General features: G+C 31.9%; 16 protein-coding genes. 8 read left to right on the forward strand and 8 right to left on the reverse strand.

The features are described from left to right. Window positions 1-4 precede the first annotated feature (4 nt). The 3 genes from LNQ34_RS22285 to LNQ34_RS22295 form a co-directional block, all read right to left on the reverse strand. Window positions 5-3,001: a PAS domain S-box protein gene (locus tag LNQ34_RS22285; protein WP_230001315.1), complete on the reverse strand. Its 2,997-nt coding sequence runs from the start codon at window positions 2,999-3,001 to the stop codon at window positions 5-7. A gap of 285 nt (window positions 3,002-3,286) precedes the next feature. Further along, window positions 3,287-3,700, reverse strand: a complete 414-nt coding sequence (locus tag LNQ34_RS22290; protein WP_070905719.1) for a response regulator — start codon at window positions 3,698-3,700, stop codon at window positions 3,287-3,289. A 638-nt stretch (window positions 3,701-4,338) separates the two neighbouring features. Next, window positions 4,339-5,640: a sensor histidine kinase gene (locus tag LNQ34_RS22295; RefSeq protein WP_230001316.1), complete on the reverse strand. Its 1,302-nt coding sequence runs from the start codon at window positions 5,638-5,640 to the stop codon at window positions 4,339-4,341. A 790-nt stretch (window positions 5,641-6,430) separates the two neighbouring features. Here LNQ34_RS22295 and LNQ34_RS22300 point away from each other — a divergent pair. After that, window positions 6,431-7,006, forward strand: a complete 576-nt coding sequence (locus LNQ34_RS22300; RefSeq protein ID WP_070905718.1) for a Crp/Fnr family transcriptional regulator — start codon at window positions 6,431-6,433, stop codon at window positions 7,004-7,006. A 56-nt stretch (window positions 7,007-7,062) separates the two neighbouring features. Then, window positions 7,063-8,010 carry an MBL fold metallo-hydrolase gene (locus tag LNQ34_RS22305; RefSeq protein WP_230001318.1) on the forward strand — a complete coding sequence of 316 codons (948 nt, stop codon included), beginning with the start codon at window positions 7,063-7,065 and terminating at the stop codon, window positions 8,008-8,010. Between the two features lie 1,043 nt (window positions 8,011-9,053). Here the strand turns inward: LNQ34_RS22305 and LNQ34_RS22310 are convergent. From LNQ34_RS22310 to LNQ34_RS22320, 3 genes are all read right to left on the reverse strand, one after another. Beyond that, window positions 9,054-9,305, reverse strand: a complete 252-nt coding sequence (locus LNQ34_RS22310) for a hypothetical protein (RefSeq protein WP_070905716.1) — start codon at window positions 9,303-9,305, stop codon at window positions 9,054-9,056. Between the two features lie 123 nt (window positions 9,306-9,428). After that, window positions 9,429-11,504 (reverse strand): FAD-dependent oxidoreductase, encoded by a 2,076-nt coding sequence (locus LNQ34_RS22315; RefSeq protein WP_083342442.1) that lies wholly within the window; start codon window positions 11,502-11,504, stop codon window positions 9,429-9,431. An 86-nt stretch (window positions 11,505-11,590) separates the two neighbouring features. Then, complete coding sequence (locus tag LNQ34_RS22320) at window positions 11,591-13,519, reverse strand: amidohydrolase (protein WP_070905715.1); 1,929 nt, start codon at window positions 13,517-13,519, stop codon at window positions 11,591-11,593. A gap of 523 nt (window positions 13,520-14,042) precedes the next feature. Here LNQ34_RS22320 and LNQ34_RS22325 point away from each other — a divergent pair. The 6 genes from LNQ34_RS22325 (at window position 14,043) to LNQ34_RS22350 (ending at window position 20,517) form a co-directional block, all read left to right on the forward strand. Further along, entirely contained in the window at window positions 14,043-14,405 is a 363-nt protein-coding gene (locus LNQ34_RS22325) for a hypothetical protein (RefSeq protein ID WP_070905714.1), read from the forward strand. Between the two features lie 258 nt (window positions 14,406-14,663). Continuing rightward, window positions 14,664-15,956 (forward strand): hypothetical protein, encoded by a 1,293-nt coding sequence (locus LNQ34_RS22330; RefSeq protein ID WP_230001320.1) that lies wholly within the window; start codon window positions 14,664-14,666, stop codon window positions 15,954-15,956. Between the two features lie 1,216 nt (window positions 15,957-17,172). Then, the gene (locus LNQ34_RS22335; protein WP_070905678.1) at window positions 17,173-18,018 is read left to right on the forward strand and encodes a chromate resistance protein ChrB domain-containing protein; all 846 of its coding nucleotides are present in this window, start codon (window positions 17,173-17,175) and stop codon (window positions 18,016-18,018) included. An 85-nt stretch (window positions 18,019-18,103) separates the two neighbouring features. After that, complete coding sequence (locus tag LNQ34_RS22340) at window positions 18,104-18,601, forward strand: hypothetical protein (protein ID WP_070905711.1); 498 nt, start codon at window positions 18,104-18,106, stop codon at window positions 18,599-18,601. A 10-nt stretch (window positions 18,602-18,611) separates the two neighbouring features. Next, window positions 18,612-19,787 carry a chromate transporter gene (locus LNQ34_RS22345; RefSeq protein ID WP_070905732.1) on the forward strand — a complete coding sequence of 392 codons (1,176 nt, stop codon included), beginning with the start codon at window positions 18,612-18,614 and terminating at the stop codon, window positions 19,785-19,787. A 181-nt stretch (window positions 19,788-19,968) separates the two neighbouring features. Further along, a complete protein-coding gene (locus LNQ34_RS22350; RefSeq protein WP_230001321.1) occupies window positions 19,969-20,517 on the forward strand; it encodes a superoxide dismutase in 549 nt (182 codons plus the stop codon). Between the two features lie 286 nt (window positions 20,518-20,803). Here LNQ34_RS22350 and LNQ34_RS22355 read toward each other — a convergent pair whose 3' ends face one another. Next, window positions 20,804-21,196, reverse strand: coding sequence for an amidohydrolase family protein (locus LNQ34_RS22355; RefSeq protein WP_255664656.1), 393 nt, complete (start codon window positions 21,194-21,196; stop codon window positions 20,804-20,806). A 445-nt stretch (window positions 21,197-21,641) separates the two neighbouring features. Then, entirely contained in the window at window positions 21,642-23,135 is a 1,494-nt protein-coding gene (locus LNQ34_RS22360; protein ID WP_070905708.1) for a hypothetical protein, read from the reverse strand. Window positions 23,136-23,169: the final 34 nt, after the last annotated feature.

A 23,169-nucleotide genomic window follows, 5' to 3' on the forward strand; every position in this document is an offset into this window, starting at 1 on the left:
GTTTCTATTTTGGTAATTTAATAAAGAAGGTTGTACCTTTAGTAAGTTCACTTTCAATCCAAATTTTTCCGTTGTAATTTTTGACTATTTTTTTTACAATAGACAATCCAATACCTGTTGATCTTTTATTAGAACTAAAAGATTGAAACATTTTAAAAATTTTTTCCTGATTCTTCAGAGCAATACCGGGTCCATTGTCTTTAATTGCAAAAACATAGTGCTTTTTTTCCTCTTCCCAACTTATTTCAATAATTCCCAGAGGCTTGTCAATATAATTTACCGCGTTGCTTATAATATTTAAAAACAATTGTTGCATTCTAAATCGTTCTGCCTTAATTGTTGGCAGTTCATTTTTTACCAAAACCTGAATGTTTTTTGGTATATGAATAATATCAATTATTTTACTTATTTCAAGATTCAAATTGATGCTTTCAGTAATCATTTCTATATCATCTACTTTAGAATATGTTAGAATTCCTTCAATCAAATGATCCATTTTCTCCACTTTGTCTTCTATCATATTGAGATATTTAACTGTTTGTGCATTAAACTCTTTATCACTGTCCTCTTTGATCCATGTAACCAGAGAATGTATACTTTGCAGCGGTGACTTTAAATCATGTGATACAATTTGAGCATAATCATTGAGCTGCTCATTCTGTTTTTCTAATTTTTTAAGCAACTCCTCTTTTTGTAATTCCAGGTTTTTTTGTTTAGTTATGTCTAGATGTATTCCTATTGAACCAATTACTTCACCATTGACATTGTAATTGGGCGCACCACTAATTAGCCAATGCCTTGTTTCTCCTTTCTTATTAATAGAGGCTACTTCATAAGAATCTGACTTCCCATTAATACGCTCTTTATTTTTAAAAGTAACTAATTTTTTATCTTCAGGATGCAGCAAAATTTCAGATGCTTTGTTGCCTAACAAATCAATCAAAGAAAAACCGCTCATATCACAAAAGCACTGATTAGCCAATTGTATTATATCATCCTTATCTACTTCCAATAAACCCATATTCATATTGGCAATAATATTTCGATATTTTTCTTTTTCTGCTTCCAGGCTTTCTTTATACTTTTTTTTAATTGTAATGTCTTCAAAGCTCCATAAATGACCGTCATTTTTGTTCCCTTTAGATATAGTAATAAAGCTTCTTTCATACACGCGTCCATCGGCCAGTTCAATTTCTTCAGAAAATACATTTTTTTTGTTTCTTAAAATTTCTTCAACTCTTTCAATAAACTCATCTGGTCTTTTAAAAAAGTATTTATTTTCCTCAGTGGCCATTTTTGAATCAAAACCTATCATCTCTTCTGGTTCTCCTTTAAAATCAAATAAATCACAAAAGCGTTTATTGGCAATTAGAACCTTTCTATCCTCATCTTCTAATAAAATACCAGATTGAAGATTGGTAATTAACGAAGTCAAACGATTCTCAGAATCTATAAGCTGTTGATTGAATTCTTTTTCCTGACTTATATTTTCTTCAATAGCAAAATACTTAATCACTTCTCCGTGTTTGTTATGCAGTGCCTGTCCCTGCACTCTAACCCAATATTTTTCTTTAAATTTTGTATAATTTAAGATTTCACAAGTGAAAGGAAGTCCTTGTTTTATTTGATTTTTTAAATAGGTAATGGTGTCTGGATTAGTTGCTTCTCCTTGCAATAAATGACCTGGACTCTGACCAATCAATTCTTCCTTAGAATAACCAGTCATTTTGGTAAAACTACTATTGATCCACTCTATTTTACCTGACTTGTCACAAATAATGACTGCACTTATATTTTTATCAGCTATCGAGGACAGTAATAAAAGTTGTTCTTCTTTTTGCTTGACTTCTGAAATATCCTCAATCATTGCAAAATATTGAATCACTTTTTTGGAGGGATCTAGAATGGGCTGTCCGACCGTTTTAGACCAAAAAGTACTTCCATTTTTTCTAGCATGCAAAATTTCTACCTCAAAAGCATTTCCATCGTAAAAAGCACTGATCATTCTACGGATTTCCTCTTTATCCGATAAAGGATCTGAACCTACCTCTAAAGGTGTTTTACCAATAATTTCATCTTTCTCATATCCTGTCAATTTAAGATAAGCATCATTACACCAAAATATCTTTCCATCCGGATATGTAAATAAAATGCCATTTTTATTTGTTTTTGCTACCATGGACAGCTTATTTAGCTCCTCATGATTTCTTTTTTGTTCTGTAATATCACGTCCATAGATCTTCACATAGTACTGTTCCTGCATACTTTTACAAACAAAGGAGTAACACTTACCATTACTCTCCGCTTCAAACATCCATCTTTTTTTTGTTTTATCTATTTTATGGACGATGAACTTGAAAAAATCCTTAATTTCATAATTAATTCCATGGTATGTAAGTCTTTTTAAATTCTGAGTTGCTGGATTCATTTTTAATAAATGCCCCTCAAAATCAATCCGAATTAATAGATCCTGATTTTGAGTAGGAAATAGTTCTCTATCATCAATTTCCTTATTGTCCACTTTTAATTCATTTTCCTCGTGATGTATTATAGTCAAAGACTTTTGTAATGCGGCATCAGACTTATCACGATTGTACATTAAATCAAATAAATCTAATGATGCATCGTGCTGAGCAAAATCATAAAGAGAGAGTTTTTTTTCTTCAAAATTTTTATCAGAAGTAAGCCAATTACTGCCTAAAAACAAATAGCCATTACCATATTTTTCAAATTGCCCTCGGAGCAAGATTTCATTCCTGAGTGATTTGATTATGACCAATTGATTTGTGATCTTATAAAAGTTGTCACTGTTTAGCTCTTCCAAAAATGGTTTGGTGATGGCAAATGAATACAAAAAATAGTCATTGCTTTTTAAGTCAGGAAGAATTTTGATTAAACTTCTACCTCTATCTTGGATAAGTAAGTTTTGATCGAGCAGAACATAAAAAGGGAAAAACCTATTGAATGTCTCACTATCAAAATGAAATTGAGAATTTTCCATACCTCTACCTCCTTTAATTTTAAAATTTTATTTGTACATAATCTAATCCTCGCAACACTATCCTATTTGGAATGTTTTTAACACCAGAAAACAGCTAAGCCAACTACTAAAACGACCTCAAATTCTAATTACTCGTTTTTACCAGAATTGTACTTCAGGAGTGCTATTTTTATTAAAATATTAAATATTTAAATTTCAAATCGTTTTCAATTAAAAAAAAGCAGATTAACAAAAAACGTTATTTTTTTTTCTATAAGACTAAATTTAAAAAATCGTGATATTTTTTTACTGCGAAATTAATTCATTTGTACTCCAATAATCAAGTAGTTTTTTTATTCTATCTACATAATCCTCATATTTAAGTGGTTTTAAAACATAGCCCGCAATACCTATTTTATAACACTCCATAACATCCCTATGATTGTTAGAAGTCGTTAAGATAATTGCTGGTATGTATTTTAACACATCATCCGCTTTTAAGATAGTCAAAAACTCGATTCCGTTTAATTTAGGCATATTGAGGTCTAAAACAATAATATCCGGAATTATTTCTTTCATTTTCAATACATTAACCGCTTCCTCACCATTATCTGCTTCGATGATTCGATGATTGAGTTCTAAACTTTTTAGCACTCTATTGAATTTCATCACTTCAATTACATCATCTTCTATTAATAGTATATTTAATGATTTTGCCATTTTTCTTATTATTTAAATTTTAATGCATACTTATTCAATTTCAAATGTATTTCATTAACGTAAGAGTAAAGATTCTTTTTCGTCAAATCATAACAAAGTGTAGACAACTGGAAAAAAAGTGTCGGTGAATAGTATTTATGCAGGTAATCCATTATAAAAATAAAATTAAAACAATTTTAAACCTCAATATTTTTTCGCACTCAATAGTGATTGAATATCATTTTTGAAATTTTATAAGTACCAAAACCGATATTAATTATAACAAGTTAGAATATCAAACAAGATCTTTTTGTGAACTCGTCTAAAATATTGTTCCATTATTGCAGCAACTTCCAGAATTACGTTGCCATTTTTTGTTGACTTTTTCTTTACAAAAATCAATTTTGAAATCGCCTACCTTTTCAAAAAAAACTTCCTAAGTACCAAAAATATGACACCCCTTTTTTTCCAAAATCCCTAAGTTTTTATGCCAATTAAAATCAGTAAAGGTGATGTAATTCTAGTGAAGTGCTATTTTTCTACTACAAAAACATTTTCTATTCTACTTTCATTAAAGAAAAAAACATAAATGCTTATTATAGACGCATAAAACGTTGCGACAAAAATTCCATCCTAATCTTTTATGATCTGTATAGAATTTAGCAGTTGTACTCTTTGGGTAAAGTAAAACAAAAACAAGCACCTTTTTTATTGGCTTCTCTATTCTTCAAATAGATAGTACCTCCTACTCTATCTATTATGGCTTTTATTGTTGACAAGCCAATACCGGCATTCTTCTCATATTTTGAACTAACCGTTTCAAATAATTCAAATACTTTTTCCCAGTATTCTTCTGGTATGCCTGGTCCATCATCTTCATAGACAAAAAAACAACTAGTTTCATTTTCTGTTAGTGATATCCAAACATTACATTCCTGTTTATCAGTATGTTTTACTGTATTTGATAAAAGATTTTGAATAATTTGAACAAAACCTATTTTTGAATGCCTTATTATGGTATTACAATTCCTATAGTGAATATAAGTTGGAACATATAAAGCACCATTATCAACTATATATTGAATAATACTTTCGACATTAAAATCTTCAAAATGAATTTGATCGTTACTAACTTTCGTATATTCTAAAATGCCATTAATCAAGAAATCCATGTATTCATTTCTAGAATAAATCAAATCAATCCAGGCCTCTATCTCTGTGTTTTTGATGAGTGTATTATAATCTTCTTTTATAAAAATTAATAACGAATTTACACCTCGAATTGGAACTTTTAAATCATGACTAAGACGATGAGCAAATTGGCTCAACCGTATATTTTTTTTCATAATCTCATCATTCAAATCTTCCAAAAATTTATTTTTTTTATGAAGTTCAAATAGAGAAATCACTTGGTTTGCCAATGCCTTTAATGATTCTTGCTGACTATATGTAAGACCTTCTCTTGGTTTGCTATCAATAACACAGAGAGTACCTAATGAATAACCGTCCTTGGTGTTTAAAGGAGCACCTGCATAAAATATTACGTTCGGAGCATTTATACTTAATGGATTATCATGAAATCTTTGGTCTTTAGAGGCATCTGGAATAATAAAAAGTTCATTAGGCGTATTTATTGCATGTGCACAAAAAGCAAAATCTCTCGGTGTTTCGGTTACATCTAAACCATGATGTGATTTGAACCATTGTCGATTCTGATCTATTAATGTTACCAATGCAATAGGGGCGTCACAAATTTGGGCCGCTATTTTGGTTAAGGAATCATACTCTTCTTCTGGGAGGGTATCTAGTATATTATAACTGCTTAATGCTTCGAATCTAAAAGCTTCATTTTTAGGAACTTCAGGTTTATACATATTAGACAGATTTTTATTTTCAAGTAAAACTAAAACATATCCTATTTTTTTTATAAAAATAAGAAAAGTTTTAAATAATTTTGACATTCCTAAAGTTAAAATCCGATGTTTTAATAAGATTCTGTCACATCCGCAATATAAATCTAAGAAAAATCAGAGGTCCGAAAATTATGCAGCCAATTTGCAAAATGATTTAAACATAATTTTTTCAGGCTTAAACATCTGATTCTTTCTCAACATATGTATAACCTCGATCCCACCCAAGGTTCTTTTCGCAGATTCAAAATTTTTGAAACCCAAACCATTTTGTACCCTCCATTTTATAAAACGATAGTCCTACTCGACGATATTATTGAGATATTTTACACTGTCGAATCTTAATCTTTGTGAATGAGCGTTTGTTATAAACTTTGATAGCGGCAGTATTACAATCACTTTTATCAATGTTTATTACTCTGGTTTGTAGTTATGACTAATTGCTTTAATTAGAAACAACTGAGTACTCATTCTCTGTCTTTTTCTGGTCAAAAGAAAATCTACTGTATGGCCAAATTTATCTACCAGTACAATATAAATAACACCAGATATCTTTCAGTTTGATATAGATTTTATAGATTTGTCTCTACCATTAGGCTAATGTGTGTTCTTAGAAATAAAAAAATATTTAACCAGACTATCTTAAATTGACTAGCCAAATTGCACGAAAAAAGGATTAAATCTTTAAATGATGAATAATTCAGGTACAAAAAAGAATAAAATAATAAATCTTGAACCTAAAGAACTGAAAACGAGTTATCAATTAAGATTTTATAATTAACGTTTGTTTAGTTACACATATATTAGACGGAAGTAAAAAAATAATAAAGAATAAAAATTAATGAATGATATTCGACAAAGTTTAAGTCAATTTATGAGTTTGGCTGATGAAGAGTTTGACTTAATTAAATCTAAATTGGAGGTAGAAGAGATTAAAACAAATACCATAATTATAAAGATTAATCAAAAAGTTTCAAAGCTATATTTTGTAAAATCAGGTTTATTGAGAACTTACTTCTTATCTGATGGGAAAGAAATAAATACCTATTTTGCTTGTAATGGACAATTTATAACTTCCTTTTCTAGCTATATCACACAAACACCATCAATCCAATATTTAGAAGCTCTTGAGTCAAGTACATTGTATTCAATTACATTTGAACAATTAAACAATCTATACGAAAGCTATCCTAAATTTGAAAAATTTGGAAAAATTTTAGCAGAACAAAACTATTTATGTGTATTAGAAAGGATGATTTACTTACAGTCGAAATCAGCAAAAGAGAAGTATCTATATTTTATTGAAAAATATGAAAAAAAAATTGTCCAAAGAGTTCCACAACTACATATCGCAAGTTATTTGGGCATTACTCCGGAAACATTGAGCAGGGTAAGAAAAGAAATTTCTATTTCTTGACATTTGTCAATGCCAAGCAGTGAAATGTACTGCAATTTTGCTAAAAAAAAAGCAAAATGAAAAAAAATACACTTTCTCTCATCGTAATGGCTTCAGTCTTTGTATCAATTCTATCCATAAACTCTTGTAATAGTATTTTAGAGGTTTCTAAAATAGAAACAAATAGGGCTTTTAATACAAGGACAAATAATAAAGTACAGTTTTCAATCATTGAAACAGGAACAGCAAAAACACAAAAGGCGTTTGCGTTTAAAGGTGGTAGCTTGTTTGAAAACCTTAAAATTGCACATATTTCTGTTTGGGTCAAACACCCTAATGGCGATTTTTTATTTGACACAGGACTTGGAGATAGTATTAATATTCAATTTGATAAGGGAATGTCGTTCTTTCATAAACTAATGTTTAAGTATAAAAAGGGACAAAGTGTCAAAGAACAATTATTATTAAATGGGTTAAATAATAATTCAATAAGAACTATTATTTTATCCCATTTGCATTGGGATCACGCAAGTGGGATTAATGACTTTCCAAATTCGGATATTTATACTACTGAAGAAGAGCTAAAATTTGCACAATCAAACAAATCCTTTTCGCCAGCATTTATAAAATCTCAATATAACAACAAATCTACAAAATGGAAATTTCTTAATTTTGAAAAAAATAAATACGAATTTTTTGAAGAATCTTGCGATTTTTTTGGCGACGGAAGTGTGATTTTTGTAAAACTGCCTGGACATACGCTTGGTTCAATAGGAATGTTTATCAATGGGCAAAAAAGATACTTTTTTACAGGTGATGTCACTTGGGCTATTGAAGGTTTTAAAAGACCATCATCCAAAAATAGAATACCAAGTAAATTAGTTGACTACGATAAAAATAAACTAGATACAACCATTATAAAGATACATACCTTAATGAAATTAGATACAAATTTAGTAGTTATACCTGCACACGACTTTGAAATCCAAAAAACATTAAAACATTTTCCTGAATTTCAATACTAATGATTGAGTTAGAATCCAATAATGTATTTGATGATGAAATCAAACATAAAAAAGAACGAACCGCTAACAAGTGTTTATAGAATTTACAAAAACAATTCAAACATACTATTCCTATCACACACTATAGACTCAGAACACGATACTGTCGAAAGACTTAAAGCTTATACTAAAGTGACAGAATATCTAATAAATGGTATTTTGTAACTGGTAATAGAGATAGTATTTACAGTATTGCACCAAAAGTTGTTTTGCAACCACATATAAAGATTCAAAAGAACCAAGTAATTATGTTCATAGTGCGGATATTCTGGACAAAGTGAGCAGTATAAATGAACTCAAAAAGGTGTCTAAAAATTAGGAAAATGTTTTTTTTTGTGGAAGATCAAAAGTTAACAGACTTAAGTTCAAATATTACTAAAAAAATAACACCTATTATAACTAATAATAACTATAATTTTGATTGATCAAGTCTGAATTGAAAATTACTGTTGCTGTCAACTGTTTTAAAATCAATCTTTCCCCAAACATAGCACACACTATTATTTATTGATTGAATAAAATATTAAGTTACTTATGTATTAAATAAAGCAGTAACTTCATCGATCTTGATACAATTACAATACTTTTTTTAAAACCATAAATTAATTTCACTATATTTACTGTAGTTTTGCCCCTAAACAAATTTAAATTTGGAAGATTTGAATTTAATCGAAAAGTCCTATACTGCCTAGTATGGGATTTTTTAACAATTTTTAAATTTCAAGAAAAGAAAAAGCCAAAAATTATTATAGTATTCAGAGGGTTTTAGTAATTCCTACAACAGTTAATACTCACCTCTCCCTTCTCTAAAATTCATTACAAACATACAACTAACAACTGGATGTGCTAACTTATCGTGGAGTCCTAATTAAGGACAAAATCTTAACTTTAAAGCATGAAAGAAAATCTTAAAAATTACGACTGCATTTTCAAAGAGAAAGCAGTTCAATTAAGTTACGATTCTCCAAGCCCTGTGTCAAATAGAAAACTTCCTTTTGTATGTTTTACCCAAACCGCATATGTACTATTTTATGATTTTTAAAAAGACTTCCTCCTTTAAACGCAAATGCTTTTTGCGTAATGACAGTTCCGGTTTCAATAATAGAAAATTGTATATTCTTATTAACGGTTTGAGAATTTAATGTTCTTTCCAAAGGTATTTTAGGGATTGTTAAAGTGCTACAACAAGAATTAATAATAGGAATAGCAACTATAATGGAGATGATTAAAATTAGGTAAAGTTTGATTTTTAGCATTTTTATTTTTTATGCAAATTTGAATTTCTTCTTATGAATTATTATTGACAAATATCAAGAAATAGATATTTCTTTTCTAACTCTACTCAAAGTCTTAAACAGCTATACTGACTCTTTTCACTATTAAATAATTGTTTTTCTGGTTCTAAAATGATTGAGGCTATCTCTAGAATATTTCTTTTTAATCTCTTTTAATCTTTCATAACTGGTATCAAAATAAACTTCTGTAGGAATGGAACTGTCTTTAAAACTAATGAAAGCACCAGATGTATTTGGAATATTAAAATCTCGACAAACTTGCATCCAATCTAATGCTTGATTGATTCTGTCATAAACAAAATTATTTTTCCCTTCTTCTTTTCTTTCCAAAGATTCGTTCCACCAGGTTTGATATTGAATCGTGTATTGCTTGTTTTTGTAAGGAAATGCGCTTTCCAATTCTTTTGTTTCATCTTGATAAAATATGCCCGAAATAGCACCTAAAGTGATGTAAGTAAACAGTCCCATCTCTCTATTTCCATCTAATATCAATGGAGAAGTCAAGCTACGTAACAAGGCTTCATGCCCCTTCGGCCCTAGACCTTGAGTATCTACTAGGCAGGAAGTGATTTTGTGAGGTGCGGGGTTTTCTAAATCCGGAGATATAGGACGGCTTTTTGATAATTTACCTTGAACTTCCCCTTTTAATAATTGTTTTATAGTATGAAAAGATTCTCTATCCCAGTTACTCATCATGTTCGCTCCATAGGCTTTGCCTGCCTGCTTTCCTGCGATATCAGTAATTATAAAATCGTAGGTTTGTGGATTCTTGAAACTCTTTTCAATAAACTTGGAGAGATCGCTCGCACTTCCTTCCCAATAACCATACATCACGCAATTATGGACCACTGTGTTTGCATCAAAATTTTCAATAGCTGGTATAGCTGAAATTTTCAAATTAGTACCGATTAACTTTTTATTCAAATTCAAATAATTTGCATTACTTTCTAAATTCCTATTTGCATTGATTACATCTTCCCATTCTTTTAGGAATTGTATCGTTGGCACCCTATTTTTGCGCACTATTTTTAATCGTTCTGTGTCAAAGTCAGTTTCATATTTATTCCATTCTATCTCGAATCTAATAAGCTCGCTTGGCAGTTCAAAAGTTTGTAATTTTAGCTCAGTCACTATACCATAACTAAAACCACCTCCACCTTTTAATGCCCATAATAATTCTCTGGCTTGGAGATCACCATCTTCTGACAATTCTTTAATACTCCCGTCGCCAAGTACGATTGTTGCGCCTACCAATCGCTCACAACACATTCCTTTTGAGCGTGTCCAAGGCCCCCATCCACCCCCAAATGTAAAACCTGCAATTCCAACAGTTGCACAAGTTCCATGCGGAATCATTACTTGCTGCTCTGCCAATAAAGTGGTCAATCTTTCAAATCGATTACCAGGTCCAATAGTCGCAACTCCACTCTTCTTATCAACTTCTACCATATTCATTCTTGATAAATCAATCAAAATAGTATCGGTTCCCGAGCATTCACCTTCATGATCATGTCCTCCTGACCTTACTCGGATTGCTAAATTATTACTCATCGCTCCCTTGTAAACCCGCTGAACTTCTTCGGTTGAAATACAATAAATAATGGCAAAAGGCCTAAGCTGTAACCTTGTATTAAAAATTTGACATGCTTTTGCGTAACTAATCATATCAAACAAATTGCCTCCCCCCATTTCTATTTGATCTCTGTTAATATGTTCTTTCAGTTCATTCAGAAAATGATACACATTTCTCATATTAACTGATACAAGACTCTCGGCTATAAGCACTTTTGTATCTAATTCGAATTTTGTATTCTTTAGAAGTATAACATCACCTATCAAATCATTTTTTACAATAACACTAACTCTAGATTCAAATAGATTAGAGGTCTTGTATATTTTAAGTTCAACAGTACCGTATTCATTTTGATAATAAACAGAGATATCTATTTTCTTATATTTTACTTCATTTTTAAGACATAATTTTACCTCACTATGGGCATCAATTTTTTCAGGAAAATCTAAGTAATACTTATTCTTCTCTAAATCTTTTGTTTTAGTTAAGACTTGATTTGTGTTATTGTAAATTTTAAGTTGAGCAGTTAAGACATTAAGATCTGTTTGGCTGTCTTGACTGATTTGATTGGATAAATGTTCCTCCATAGTATTTGGATTTGCCTAGTGTCTTATAATTTTAAATAGCTTATATTTTTCCATATTTGGTACAGCAACGTTAACTGTCAAAAAGATTATAAATCTCCTTGTATGTCCATCACCTTTTCCCCATCTTTCCATGTTTCTAACACAAGTATATTTCGCATCCCTGCAACAGAATTCAACCCTTCTTTATTGAAGTAAGTTAAAGGTGATTCTGATAAGATTACAAAGTCGGCACATTTCCCTACTTCTAATGAGCCTACCCATTGATCTGCATGACATTGCCAAGCAGCATCGTAAGTCATAGCTTTTAATGCCTGAAATCTTGTAATACACTCCACTTCGTTAAGTACCTGATAATCTGTTTTTTTAGGAGTACCTTCCATCACTCTTGCAATTGACTGTTCCATCATACGCAATGGTCCCAATGGAGTAACACTATTATCGCTATGAAGAGTTATTCGCATGCCATTCTCTAAAGCGGTTTGGCATCTATCAAGAAGATTTACTTTTTCTTTTCCAAAAATGGTTTGTTGAAAAACCCACCCCCAATAACCTACGTGTCCTATTAAAAAACTTGGAGAAAGCCCTAATTCTTGCATGTCCTTCAAATTTTTATCTGTCAATAAAGAAGCATGTTCTATTCGGTCTCTTCTAATATTTATAGTGCTTTTATTTATTCCTGCAAATTTAAACGCATTGATTGTTCGATCTATAGCATGATCCCCGTTGGCATGAATCATCACTGGCCAGTTATTTACTTTCGCTTTACTAACCAAAGCATTAAACTCTAGTGGATAACCAAAATTAAACACTCCAGTATTGTTTTGGCTGTGACAGCAAACCATATCATAAGGTTTATAATTTGCATCGCAAGCATAAGGCGTATACTGATAACCTGTAAGTCCTTGGTTAGAACCATCACCAATGAGTTTAATATATGCCAAGTTGAACTTATTGTTACCTTTATTAGGTTTGTATTTCCCCTCAATAACAGTATTGAATTTCTCTAATGACAGTGCTACTAAAGCACCACCTATACGAACGGGACAACTTTTTTGATGGGCTAAAAAATCTAAAAAAAGGGGCTGATTAAGATTTAATACTTCTCTGTTAGGGCTGTTATCATAAGGCTCTATTCCACAATCAAACATATAAGTAACTCCTCTTCTACTGGCTTCTTTAAAGATTTCTTTAACTTCCTCTGCTAATTTTTCTAAAGCAAGAATGGGATCTATATGTAAACTTTTGGCCACAACTGCTAAAACAGGCTCAATTCCTTCAACTTCTTTTAAAACACCATTAGTGCTTATTTTAGGTATTTGACTCTTCAATAATGTTACTGCAACAGTATTAATGTATGCCAAATGCATAGAAGAATTCAAGATAAAAACAGGTTGTATAGTTGATACTAGATCTAAAATTTTTGCATTAAACTCTTTATCTGAGCCCTCAAATAAAGCAGGATCAACATTTCTACCAATAATCCATACATTCTTGTCGTTTGTTACTTTCTTTTTTAGCTCTTCTAATACCCACCTTCGACTGTACTTACCTTCTTCTGTTTCAGCTATGCTGGATCTTAAATCTTGCCCGCTAAAAGGACTAACATCCGTAGCTTTTTTAAAAACCGCGGAGGATATAATGTGAAGATGTGGTTCAATAAATCCAGGTAATAAAATTTTTCCGCCATCAATAATTCTTTCCGAAGTTCCTGGTGGCATTTGTGCGACAACAGTTTTGTAAGACCCTGTTGCAACAATTTTACCTTCAGATATGGCAATGGCTTCTACCATTACATCTTTTCCTCCTTCTAGGGTTTGAATGTATCCAACTTGCTTACTACCTGTACTATCTTCTTTTACTCCAGTACGAAAAATAAGATTTTTACAAGATGGATGTTTTTCTAATTCATTGTTTTTATCAGTCATAATAGCCATCCCATTTGTATTGGGTAATAGCATTTTCCATAATGGACTACAACACGAACACTGTAATCCTTCTGTATGTTTATGTTTCATAATTTTGTTTTTATATACGAATTATTTGTATCTTACATTATGTAAACTACTGCGTATAACCAGATTTTAAAAATAAAAAAGATTTTTTACTCTACTTCTTTATGATCTTTCTAAATCCAATTTGATTAATCATTCAATCAAACCTATTTTAAATTATATTTAAAAAAATTACCTAAAAACTATCGTAAAATTTTGTTTCCAAAATAAAACTACTGTTTGATTCTATAAATAATAACAAAAATGTCATGAACGAAAAATTTAATGTCATGAATGATGTTTTTTCTAGCGTGAATGAGAAACCTATAAAAAAGATTGTTGCTTTACTTTTTATATGATATCACTATAAACTTATCATTATCTGTTAATTTTAGATAGAAATTACTCCCAACATCTATTGTATCACCTAATTTTTCTTAATCTTTTCAATTATTTAAAATGATTAATTCTTTAAAATTGTTATATTTGTAATATTTTGGTATAAATTTTATCCGTTCAGATAATTTTCTATTCTCAAATACTCCGCATGAAACAGTTTAAATTTTTAAGTGTTATTTTACTATTCCTTCTTTCTTTTGTTAGTAGAGAAGAATTTAATAAATATGTGTTCGGTGGCGAGAAATTTAAATCCGAGAATAACTTTATCTCTGCTAAAATTCAGCTTGTCTCAACATTAACTTTAAAGTACTTAAAAGATGCAGATGTTCATTTAAAAATTAAAAAGAAGATTAAGTATCGTGCTACAGCTTCAGAAAACAGTACTTTAAATACGCCTTATCTAACCAAGTTAATACGTTTTAAGTTTTCTAAAAATCGCCTATCCTATGGTGTTGTATCTGTTTATCAAATTCAACGACATACTTATCTACACCTCTACCATTTTTTTTAGAGACTGTCCTGACTAATTTAAATTTAGAATTTCTGCTATTCTTTTTGATGTTCTTTTTACAAGCTATATTGTTTCTTAGTGTACATCGCTTTAGAAAACAAATCTTATAGTTTTAGCATTCTATTATTAAAAGTATTTAAAGCTCTTCTAAAGACTTAAAGCGTGCCTCTGTATTAATAGAAAAAACTAAACATATCAAATAAAATATTAATAGTTTCAAAAAACACAAGGATAAAAACTAATAAAATACAACTTGACATGAAAAAAATTATTGAAATAATCTGCGTTCTTTTCACAGTAGCAAGTATTAATGCCCAACAGGAAAAAGGAATAATTGGTTATACAAACTGGTTGTCCAATTGGTCAGAATTTAAGCCTCATAAAGTTGAGTATGGAGAACCTAACCAAATTTTAACTGGAAATATTTCTGTTAATACTAAGTTACTCAAAAGGAATATATATGTTTTACAAGGAAACGTTTATATAACCAACAATGCTGTTTTAACCATTGAACCCGGAACTTTAATTATTGGTGATTTCCAGACGAAAGGAACGCTTGTAATTACGAAAGGTGCACAACTTATTGCTGATGGTTTAGAAACTGACCCAATTGTATTTACTTCGAACCGCGGTCTTAAAAAAGCAGGAGACTGGGGAGGCATAGTAATTCTAGGCGATGCTCCAACCAATAAATTTGGAAATATTGGTTCTTATAATTTAGATCTTGACCCTTCTTTAACAACTTACGGCGGAGATAATACTTTTTCAAATTCGGGAATTTTAAGATATGTTAGAATCGAATTTGCGGGCAAAAACCTGAAGAATGTTGCTACTTTCAACGGACTCACAATTGCGGGTGTTGGCAGCAAGACCATTTTAGAAAATATAATGGTAAGCTATTGCGGTGGCAACTCATTTGCTTTCTATGGTGGTGATGTAAATGCTGTCAAGTTTGTTTCATACAAATCAATTAATGATGATTATAAATTTACACAGGGTGTTCAATGTCGCTTGTATAATTCGCTGGCTGCAAGATCTTCCTACTTGTCAAGTAACAAAGATGGCTCTCGTTCTATGGAAGTAAAATTATATGAAAACAAAAATGAAACAGATTTTACCAAAAAACAAACTTTTGTTTCGGCAACTAATATAACATTGTTAAATGACAGTGAGAATATCAATACCGATATACAGTCAGGTTTAGTTAAAGAAGCACTTTATGTAGCAGAAGGTGCTTCTCTCGAAATGAAACGCAGTGTAATTTCGGGGTTTAATCCAGCAGTTTTATTAGACAGTAAAACGGAAATTAATTCTGCTAATCTGAAAAGAATTAAATTTGAAGAAATGTTTTTTAACCTGTGTACCGGAAACATCTTAACAGAAGGAAACAGAAATAAAGAAGACCTAGAACATTGGTATGGTAATAGCTTATTTTCTAATGTCTATTCGAAAAGTGATAATAAGGAAACTTTTGTGGACATATTCAACATTAAAAGACCGGATTTCAGATTACAACTAGGAAAAATTACAGCACAAAACGGAAATAGATAATTTCAGTTTACTACAAAAACAAATTAAATCAAAAAGCTAATCTTAAAATACTTGAAAGATTATCGTTTTAAACTTTGTAAAAAATAAAGTCCTGAAAATTTCAGGACTTTATTTTTTTGCTCCAATACGAATTCTGAAGAATTAAAGAAATCTGGTTCAAAAATTAGCGATTAGATATAAAAATTAAATTGAAGTTACCCTATAATTTTGGCGTTGCCTCCAATTTTGCCACAAAAAACTAAGGTGGTTTCTGAAAAAAAACATAAAAAGAGGTAAATTACCTGTTTTTTTGACCTATAATTCTAAAGATTAAAAAAATAATACTCTCTAAATTTTATAGCTATGAAAAAAAAACAGATAAAAGTCCACGTTAGAGTTTAAGATGCTGACCGCTTCGATAAGCACCCATTGTGGAAAAGTTATAGATGTGACCCGGGAGCTTAATTACCAGGATTTATCATTGGAGCCAGTGCAGGTATGTGAGCCCCAGAATTGCCAAAGAACTATCGGTAATCGACATTAAAGCATTCTGGGCGTTTGTAGCTAAAAACAAAACGGAAAATCATCTGCATAGCATCGCAAAAATGAGATTCAGAAAAATCACAAACTCTGCTCATAGATATCTGACTGCGCAGAACATACTTGGGTACGATTTTAAAGCAATAGACCTCAATGAAGTATGAGTTTCGGGCATAGCTTATATAGAAACCGATGAAGGATGTCTGTATCCCACCATGGTAATAGACCTTTTTTCCCAAAAATGATCGGCTGGCCTTTAAGCGATAACCTAAAAGAAGAGGCACACAATATCCATTTCTGTGATTTGCTTCTTTATTGGAAGGTATCGAACAGATAACCTGCAGCATGAGCTGAAAGGGAAACTTCTTTGACAATACCGTACCCGAGAGTTTTTTCAAAACACTGGAAAACGAATGAGTTTACCATAACACCTATGCCACAAAAGAAAAAGCAGAAAGACTCTATTTCAGACTATATAGAAAACTTTTATAACAAGCGTATAAAACATTCTGGTCTCGCAATTTGATAATAGAGGAATTTCACAATCAATTTCCAGTTACTTAAACATGCTTTTTTAAACTAATTCTTTATAAATTTTATCAAAAAACTAATTTCATTCCTTTGCACATTCTCACTAACTGATACTTAAATAATAAAAAAATGTACCTTAGTACGTATTCTAAAAAACAATTGATTTATGAAATGGATCACCAGAGAAAGGCCAAAAATAGACCGAATTGCATGCCCATGGCTTATTAGAAATTTTGTAGATCCTGAGGCTGAATTTATTTACGTCCCTTTTGATCAGGTTCTGGACAAAGCAAAAGAATTAAATGCCGTTCCTTTTGATATTCCAAATGTTGAATTCACACATTATCAGGAGCAGTGCACCTTCGATTATATTGTAAAAAAATATAAAATCGAAGATCCCGCTATTTCCATCATGGCAGGAATTGTACGCGGGGCTGATACCGATCGTCATGAAATTGCAAAAGAATCTGCCGGACTCTGGGCGGTGTCTGCCGGACTTTCGCATAATATTACCGATGATTATAAACTCCTTGAAACCGGAATGGTGCTCTATGACGCACTTTACAGGTGGGCTTCACATCTATATAAACAGAAACATCTGAAGAACAGTCCCTTTGAGAACCTGCTACACGAAGTTTACAACAAGTTTCTTAAAGACAAAAAAACAACCGGAAAAACACCATCCTGGGTAAAAGACCTCAAAAATCTTATTCAGGACCAGATTGATGCTCAGTTTACTTTCGACCTTAAAAAAATATCGGGTGAACTCGATTTGAACCCATCCTACCTGTCGAGAGAATTTTCTAAATATTTTGAAGATTTAAATTTCGGGGACTATGTCAGAAAACAAAGGATTGAAAAAGCGGTAAATCTTATTGAGAATACTACCTATACTTTGACGGAGATTGCCTATAGAACCGGATTTTCAGACCAAAGCCATTTTACAAGAATTTTTAAACTTCAAACCGGAAAGAATCCGTCGGCGTACAGAAAAAAAATCCAAAAAAAGTAATCCATATACAAAACGTAAAACGCATTCTATTTAGGGAAGTTTAATGCTTGTAATTTTGTTTCTATAATTTATAAAAACAAAATCGATGCTTTTAAGATTCCTGTACCTTTCTATTCTACTACTATTTAGTCTTCCCTGCTTTTCTCAGACTACGTATCCTAAAATCACAGGATATTTTGGTATACTGCATCTTCTGGTAACCTTAAATAAAGATGAAACTGCAGTAAATTTCAGAGACTACTACGCTGTAGGATTTCCAACCGGAATCAATATCTGGAAAAACGAGAAAATCGGATTTTCTTTTGAGGTAGTTCCCAATATAAAGGACGATCAGGGTACCAGTAAAGTAACTCACATATTGTTTCATCCCGGAATTCTGGTAGCCTTGGGACACGGATATACTTTTGCAGGAAGGGCTGCTTTTGACTCCTCCGGAAGATATGGCATTACGCCTGTTTTGAATAAAACAATAATAAAAAGCACCAATTGCAGCTACTTTGCCGCAATCCCCCTGCCCATCCACTTTGGTAATAATCATCCCGCTTCTTTTACAGTAGGGTTTCAGTTTGGAATTGCATTTTAATTTACAGATCATGAACGAAAATCCCAAATATACATTACGGGAATTAACACTTTATTTTTTAAAGCTTGGTACTACAGGTTTTGGCGGTCCCGTTGCTCTGGTGGGCTATATGCACAAAGATCTGGTTGAGAACCGAAAGTGGATATCAGAGGACGAATACCGCGAAGGACTCGCTCTGGCTCAGCTTGCTCCGGGGCCTTTGGCGGCTCAGCTTGGAATTTATATTGGTTTTGTACATTACCGCTTTCTTGGTGCGACATTAATTGGAATTGCCTTTGTTCTGCCTTCTTTTTTAATGGTCCTTTTATTAGGGATCATTTATAAACTCTACGGAGGCCTGTCCTGGATTCAGGCAGTATTTTACGGAGTTGGAGCAGCTGTAATCGGAATTATAGCATTAAGTTCTTATAAACTTACTTTAAAATCCATTGGGCAGCTGAACTGGGAATCAATGAAATCTAAGTGGCTGCTTTGGCTCTTTTTTATTCTTGCCGTTTTTATTACTTATATTACAGAACAGGAACAAGTCCTTTTATTTATTGCAGCCGGTCTTTTATACATGGTAATTAAAGCGCCTCCTAAATGGTGGAATAGCAAAACTGTAAACTCTTTTTCTTTAGTTTTTTTACTAACAGGGTTTTCGAGCTATGAAAGTTCTACTCTTACTAAAATTGCTGTTTTCTTTGCTAAAGCAGGAACTTTTGTATTTGGAAGCGGTCTGGCGATAGTACCTTTTCTACACTCAGGAGTTGTAATCGAAAATCAATGGCTTACTGAGCAACAATTTCTGGATTCGGTTGCTGTTGCTATGATTACACCTGGTCCGGTCGTAATAACGGTTGGTTTTATTGGATATTTGGTCAATGGCTTTTTAGGCGCATTAGTAGCTGCGCTAGCCACTTTCCTTCCCTGCTATCTCTTTACCATTGCAATGGCGCCTTCTTTTAAAAAAATAGCACAAAACAAACCCGTTAAAGCATTTGTCGAAGGTATTACAGCGGCTGTGATAGGTGCTCTTGTCGGATCTGTAATGGTTATAGCTAAAAGAAGTATAATAGACATTCCAACGGCTCTAGTAGCAATTATCACAATTTTTGCACTACTTTATATAAAGAAAATTCAGGAACCCTATATTATTGTCGCAGCGGCTGTTCTAGGAATAATCATTAAATTAGTAATAATATGAACAGAAAAGACTTTTTAAAATCAAGCACCCTTTTTGGCGCGGCAGCTTTAGTACTTCCATTCCATCCTCTAATGCTTTTTTAAATAATCTGGCAGGTAATTCCATTGATAAACTAGTAGACGCAAACGGAAATTATATACAGCAGACGTTACCATATAGTGAAAACTTTCTTGAACCTTATATGGACGCAGAAACACTTCACCTGCATTATGCCTTTCACCATGGCGGTGCTGTAAAAGGAGCTAATAAAGACCTTCAAATGATAAAAAAGGCATTGGAAGAAAACAATCTAGAAACAATAGATTTTTGGACCAAAAAATTATCGTATCACTTTTCTTCTCATATTCTTCATTCTATCTTTTGGACCAATCTTACCAATAAAGCTAATGCACCCAAAGGCAATCTGCTCAAAAGGATTGAAAAAAGTTTTGGAAGCTTTGATAAGCTCAAAGTGCTTATCGCTGCAACATCTAAAAATGTAGACGGAAATGGATGGGGAATACTCGCCTACCAACCCTACAGTGACAGTCTTGTAGTACTTCATTGTGAAAATCACGAAAAACTAACCCAATGGGGTGCGGTTCCAATTTTGGTAATTGATGTATGGGAACACGCATACTATCTTAAATATAAAAACAAACGCACTGATTTTGTTGACGCATTATTCAATATTATAAACTGGGATAATGTAGCATTGAGGCTGAATGATGCTGAAAAATTAATCTTATAATTTTTTTTAAGTTCAAATTTTCTTCTTGTTTAAAATAACAAAGCGTTATCGAATACTCAATTTTTAGATTCCTATGTTTAGAATAAAATTCAATTGTTCACAACATTACACCCTAGCATACCATAAATTTGCGTACCTTTTTTTGAAATTAAATATCCACCATAAAGTTACTTTTTATCCATTTTTTTTCTGGTAATAATTAAATTTCATATCAAACCAGATTTGCAAATAATTACACTATTTCGGTCTATAATCTGACTTAAAACATTAAAATGTATTCTAAATTTTATTCTCTTCTATATATTGATTTTCCATTCTTAATCGTTTGCAAAACCTTAATATCTTTTATTTTCATACCATCTACTTTTAATGGATTTTTATCTAAAATAACTAAATCGGCAAGTTTACCGGCTGTCAAACTGCCTTTTCTGTGTGTTTCATCATACTGTGAGGCAACATTAATAGTCATTGCCCGCAGGCCTTCATACGGAGTAACCCTTTGGTCAGCTCCAACTGTTTCTCCTCCTCTGGAAATTCTGTTTACCGCGGACCATAAAACCATCATCTGATCAAGCGGCACAACGACAAAATCAGTATGATTAGTAGGTTTTAATCCTGCATCAACAGCATCTCTCATCGGGCTTATATATTGTGATTGTTTAAATCCCCGATTTTTCAAATGAGCTTCATAAAAATTGATAAATTTTGATGCACTTTTTTCTATGATATTAGTTTGAATTTATTTTCAACCGTTTGGCTTTTTGCTTTCAAATTCTATTGCCAAAATTTATATTCCTAAATCATTACAATCCAAAGAACACCTTCGTCGAATTAACACTTTTTAACATTTAATCCTCATAATTAATACTTGCAAACATTTCCAAAATAAAAAATCTAAAAAAATTATCTTACAAATTCACTTGAAAGCAAACCAATTTCCCTAAATCTTATACAAAATGGTTTGTATTTCGTAAGGTAAACTACTTTACAGGACATAAAAACAGTAACTACTCACAAGAAAAATGGTCAAATAATGAACTTTAAATGCCGAAAATGCACATTGCAAGCATATTCACCTATGAAAAATTATTATAAAAATATGACACTAATTCAAATTAAAAAAATTATTTAATAGTTAATGTCATATTAGGAACAATTATAGCGTCAGTTATTCCTCCTGTGAATCGTTGAGCATAAACTTCAAGATAATCATTTGTTAATAATTCAACCGAAGCATTTAAAGGAAGGACTATAATGTCATTTATTGCTACTCCTCTTCCATAAATTTTATTCTGTGTTAAAGCTGTTCCATTCTTTGCAATATAGATTATATAGGTACCTACTGCGGATACTTGAAAGGAAATAGAGCCTGTAACCTGAAAAATTCGTTTCTTTTTTCCCATATATCTCAATCTGTTATTATTATTTGTTGGTGCATCTAAGGAAAATCTAAATAAATTATAGGATGTTGAATTCCCATTAACTTTAACAATATTACTTGGATTCGATGTATTAAAGCTTGTAGAAGCACCGGAGCCAACAGGATAATCCATAGTGAAATCGGCTACAGCACTGGCATCCGTTTCGGTAGGAATTCCGGCCGACCGTACGCTCCAGCTATTGGTAAAGTTATATCCGGTATAAGTACCGGCAGTATAGGATTTTACATATCCACTTGTGTTGGTGCCGGTAAAAACAACCGATTCTAAGACACCATCTCCTAATATTGTTGGATTTGAAGATACATCAAATCCAATAGCAGTACCATTGACCTGACTGAAGCCTCCTTGCTTTTCCACAAGAGTAAAGGTTCCGGTTAGTTTTTCATAAGTGCCTGAATTATTACTGAACCATCCTAAATTACTAAGTAATAATTGTGTGATATTATTGTATGTTATTCCATTTGTATTTCCTGAGAATTGTATAATACTTAAAAAAACCAATCCAAAGCCAGATATGCTTCCTACAGAATTGGAATTAGCCACTATGCAATCTCGAAATATTAAGTTTTGAGTTGCCGCTCCATTAAGGTTAAACACATTTCCAGTTGGAGCAAGAAGAGTTAGACCTTTTATAGTTCCTCCGTTGGCACCTTCAAAAATATTTCCTGATGATCTGATAATAACATCTTGATTGGAATCCACTCCCTGTAAATAAGCATTATTTAGGTCAATAGGAAAATTAAAAGTAACATTACCGTTAATTTCATATAATGTACTGGAATTCAAAAGATACTTAGAACCTCCTCCGGCGGCAAGTTCATCAGCTAAAATAGTGGCTAAATTATCTGTAGATTTTATACGTTTAAAATTGATCCTTCCCTGTACTCCGCTACTTAACGGCATCCATGAAGTGCTGTCTGCTGAATAATAGTAAAAAACTTTTAAATCCGTATCATAGACTATAAGACCATCAGCCGGAGTTGTGATCGCAGTTCTTTGAGCAGTTGTCATTCTGGGTGTAAGTAATCCTTGTGTAGTAGAGGTAAGATCTAGTATTGAACTGGAATTTGGCGTTATTGTCCCAATTCCGACTTGCGCATTAGCTATAAATCCAAAAAGAAGAAAGAGAAACACTAAGAACATTTTATGATTTCTAAGAGCAGGTTTGTTGATCATAATTTTTTGGTATTAGTTATTTTTTTCTGTTGTC

The organism is Flavobacterium lipolyticum (assembly GCF_020905335.1).
GTDB classification, from domain to species: domain Bacteria; phylum Bacteroidota; class Bacteroidia; order Flavobacteriales; family Flavobacteriaceae; genus Flavobacterium; species Flavobacterium lipolyticum.

Coding starts and splice junctions, on each gene's coding strand:
- LNQ34_RS22335 (WP_070905678.1), top strand. CDS start 17,173: ATGAAATGGATCACCAGAGAAAGGCCAAAAATAGACCGAATTGCATGC.
- LNQ34_RS22305 (WP_230001318.1), top strand. CDS start 7,063: ATGAAAAAAAATACACTTTCTCTCATCGTAATGGCTTCAGTCTTTGTA.
- LNQ34_RS22320 (WP_070905715.1), bottom strand. CDS start 13,519: ATGAAACATAAACATACAGAAGGATTACAGTGTTCGTGTTGTAGTCCA.
- LNQ34_RS22360 (WP_070905708.1), bottom strand. CDS start 23,135: ATGATCAACAAACCTGCTCTTAGAAATCATAAAATGTTCTTAGTGTTT.
- LNQ34_RS22330 (WP_230001320.1), top strand. CDS start 14,664: ATGAAAAAAATTATTGAAATAATCTGCGTTCTTTTCACAGTAGCAAGT.
- LNQ34_RS22295 (WP_230001316.1), bottom strand. CDS start 5,640: ATGTCAAAATTATTTAAAACTTTTCTTATTTTTATAAAAAAAATAGGA.
- LNQ34_RS22350 (WP_230001321.1), top strand. CDS start 19,969: ATGGACGCAGAAACACTTCACCTGCATTATGCCTTTCACCATGGCGGT.
- LNQ34_RS22340 (WP_070905711.1), top strand. CDS start 18,104: ATGCTTTTAAGATTCCTGTACCTTTCTATTCTACTACTATTTAGTCTT.
- LNQ34_RS22345 (WP_070905732.1), top strand. CDS start 18,612: ATGAACGAAAATCCCAAATATACATTACGGGAATTAACACTTTATTTT.
- LNQ34_RS22315 (WP_083342442.1), bottom strand. CDS start 11,504: ATGGAGGAACATTTATCCAATCAAATCAGTCAAGACAGCCAAACAGAT.
- LNQ34_RS22325 (WP_070905714.1), top strand. CDS start 14,043: ATGAAACAGTTTAAATTTTTAAGTGTTATTTTACTATTCCTTCTTTCT.
- LNQ34_RS22300 (WP_070905718.1), top strand. CDS start 6,431: ATGAATGATATTCGACAAAGTTTAAGTCAATTTATGAGTTTGGCTGAT.
- LNQ34_RS22310 (WP_070905716.1), bottom strand. CDS start 9,305: ATGCTAAAAATCAAACTTTACCTAATTTTAATCATCTCCATTATAGTT.
- LNQ34_RS22285 (WP_230001315.1), bottom strand. CDS start 3,001: ATGGAAAATTCTCAATTTCATTTTGATAGTGAGACATTCAATAGGTTT.
- LNQ34_RS22290 (WP_070905719.1), bottom strand. CDS start 3,700: ATGGCAAAATCATTAAATATACTATTAATAGAAGATGATGTAATTGAA.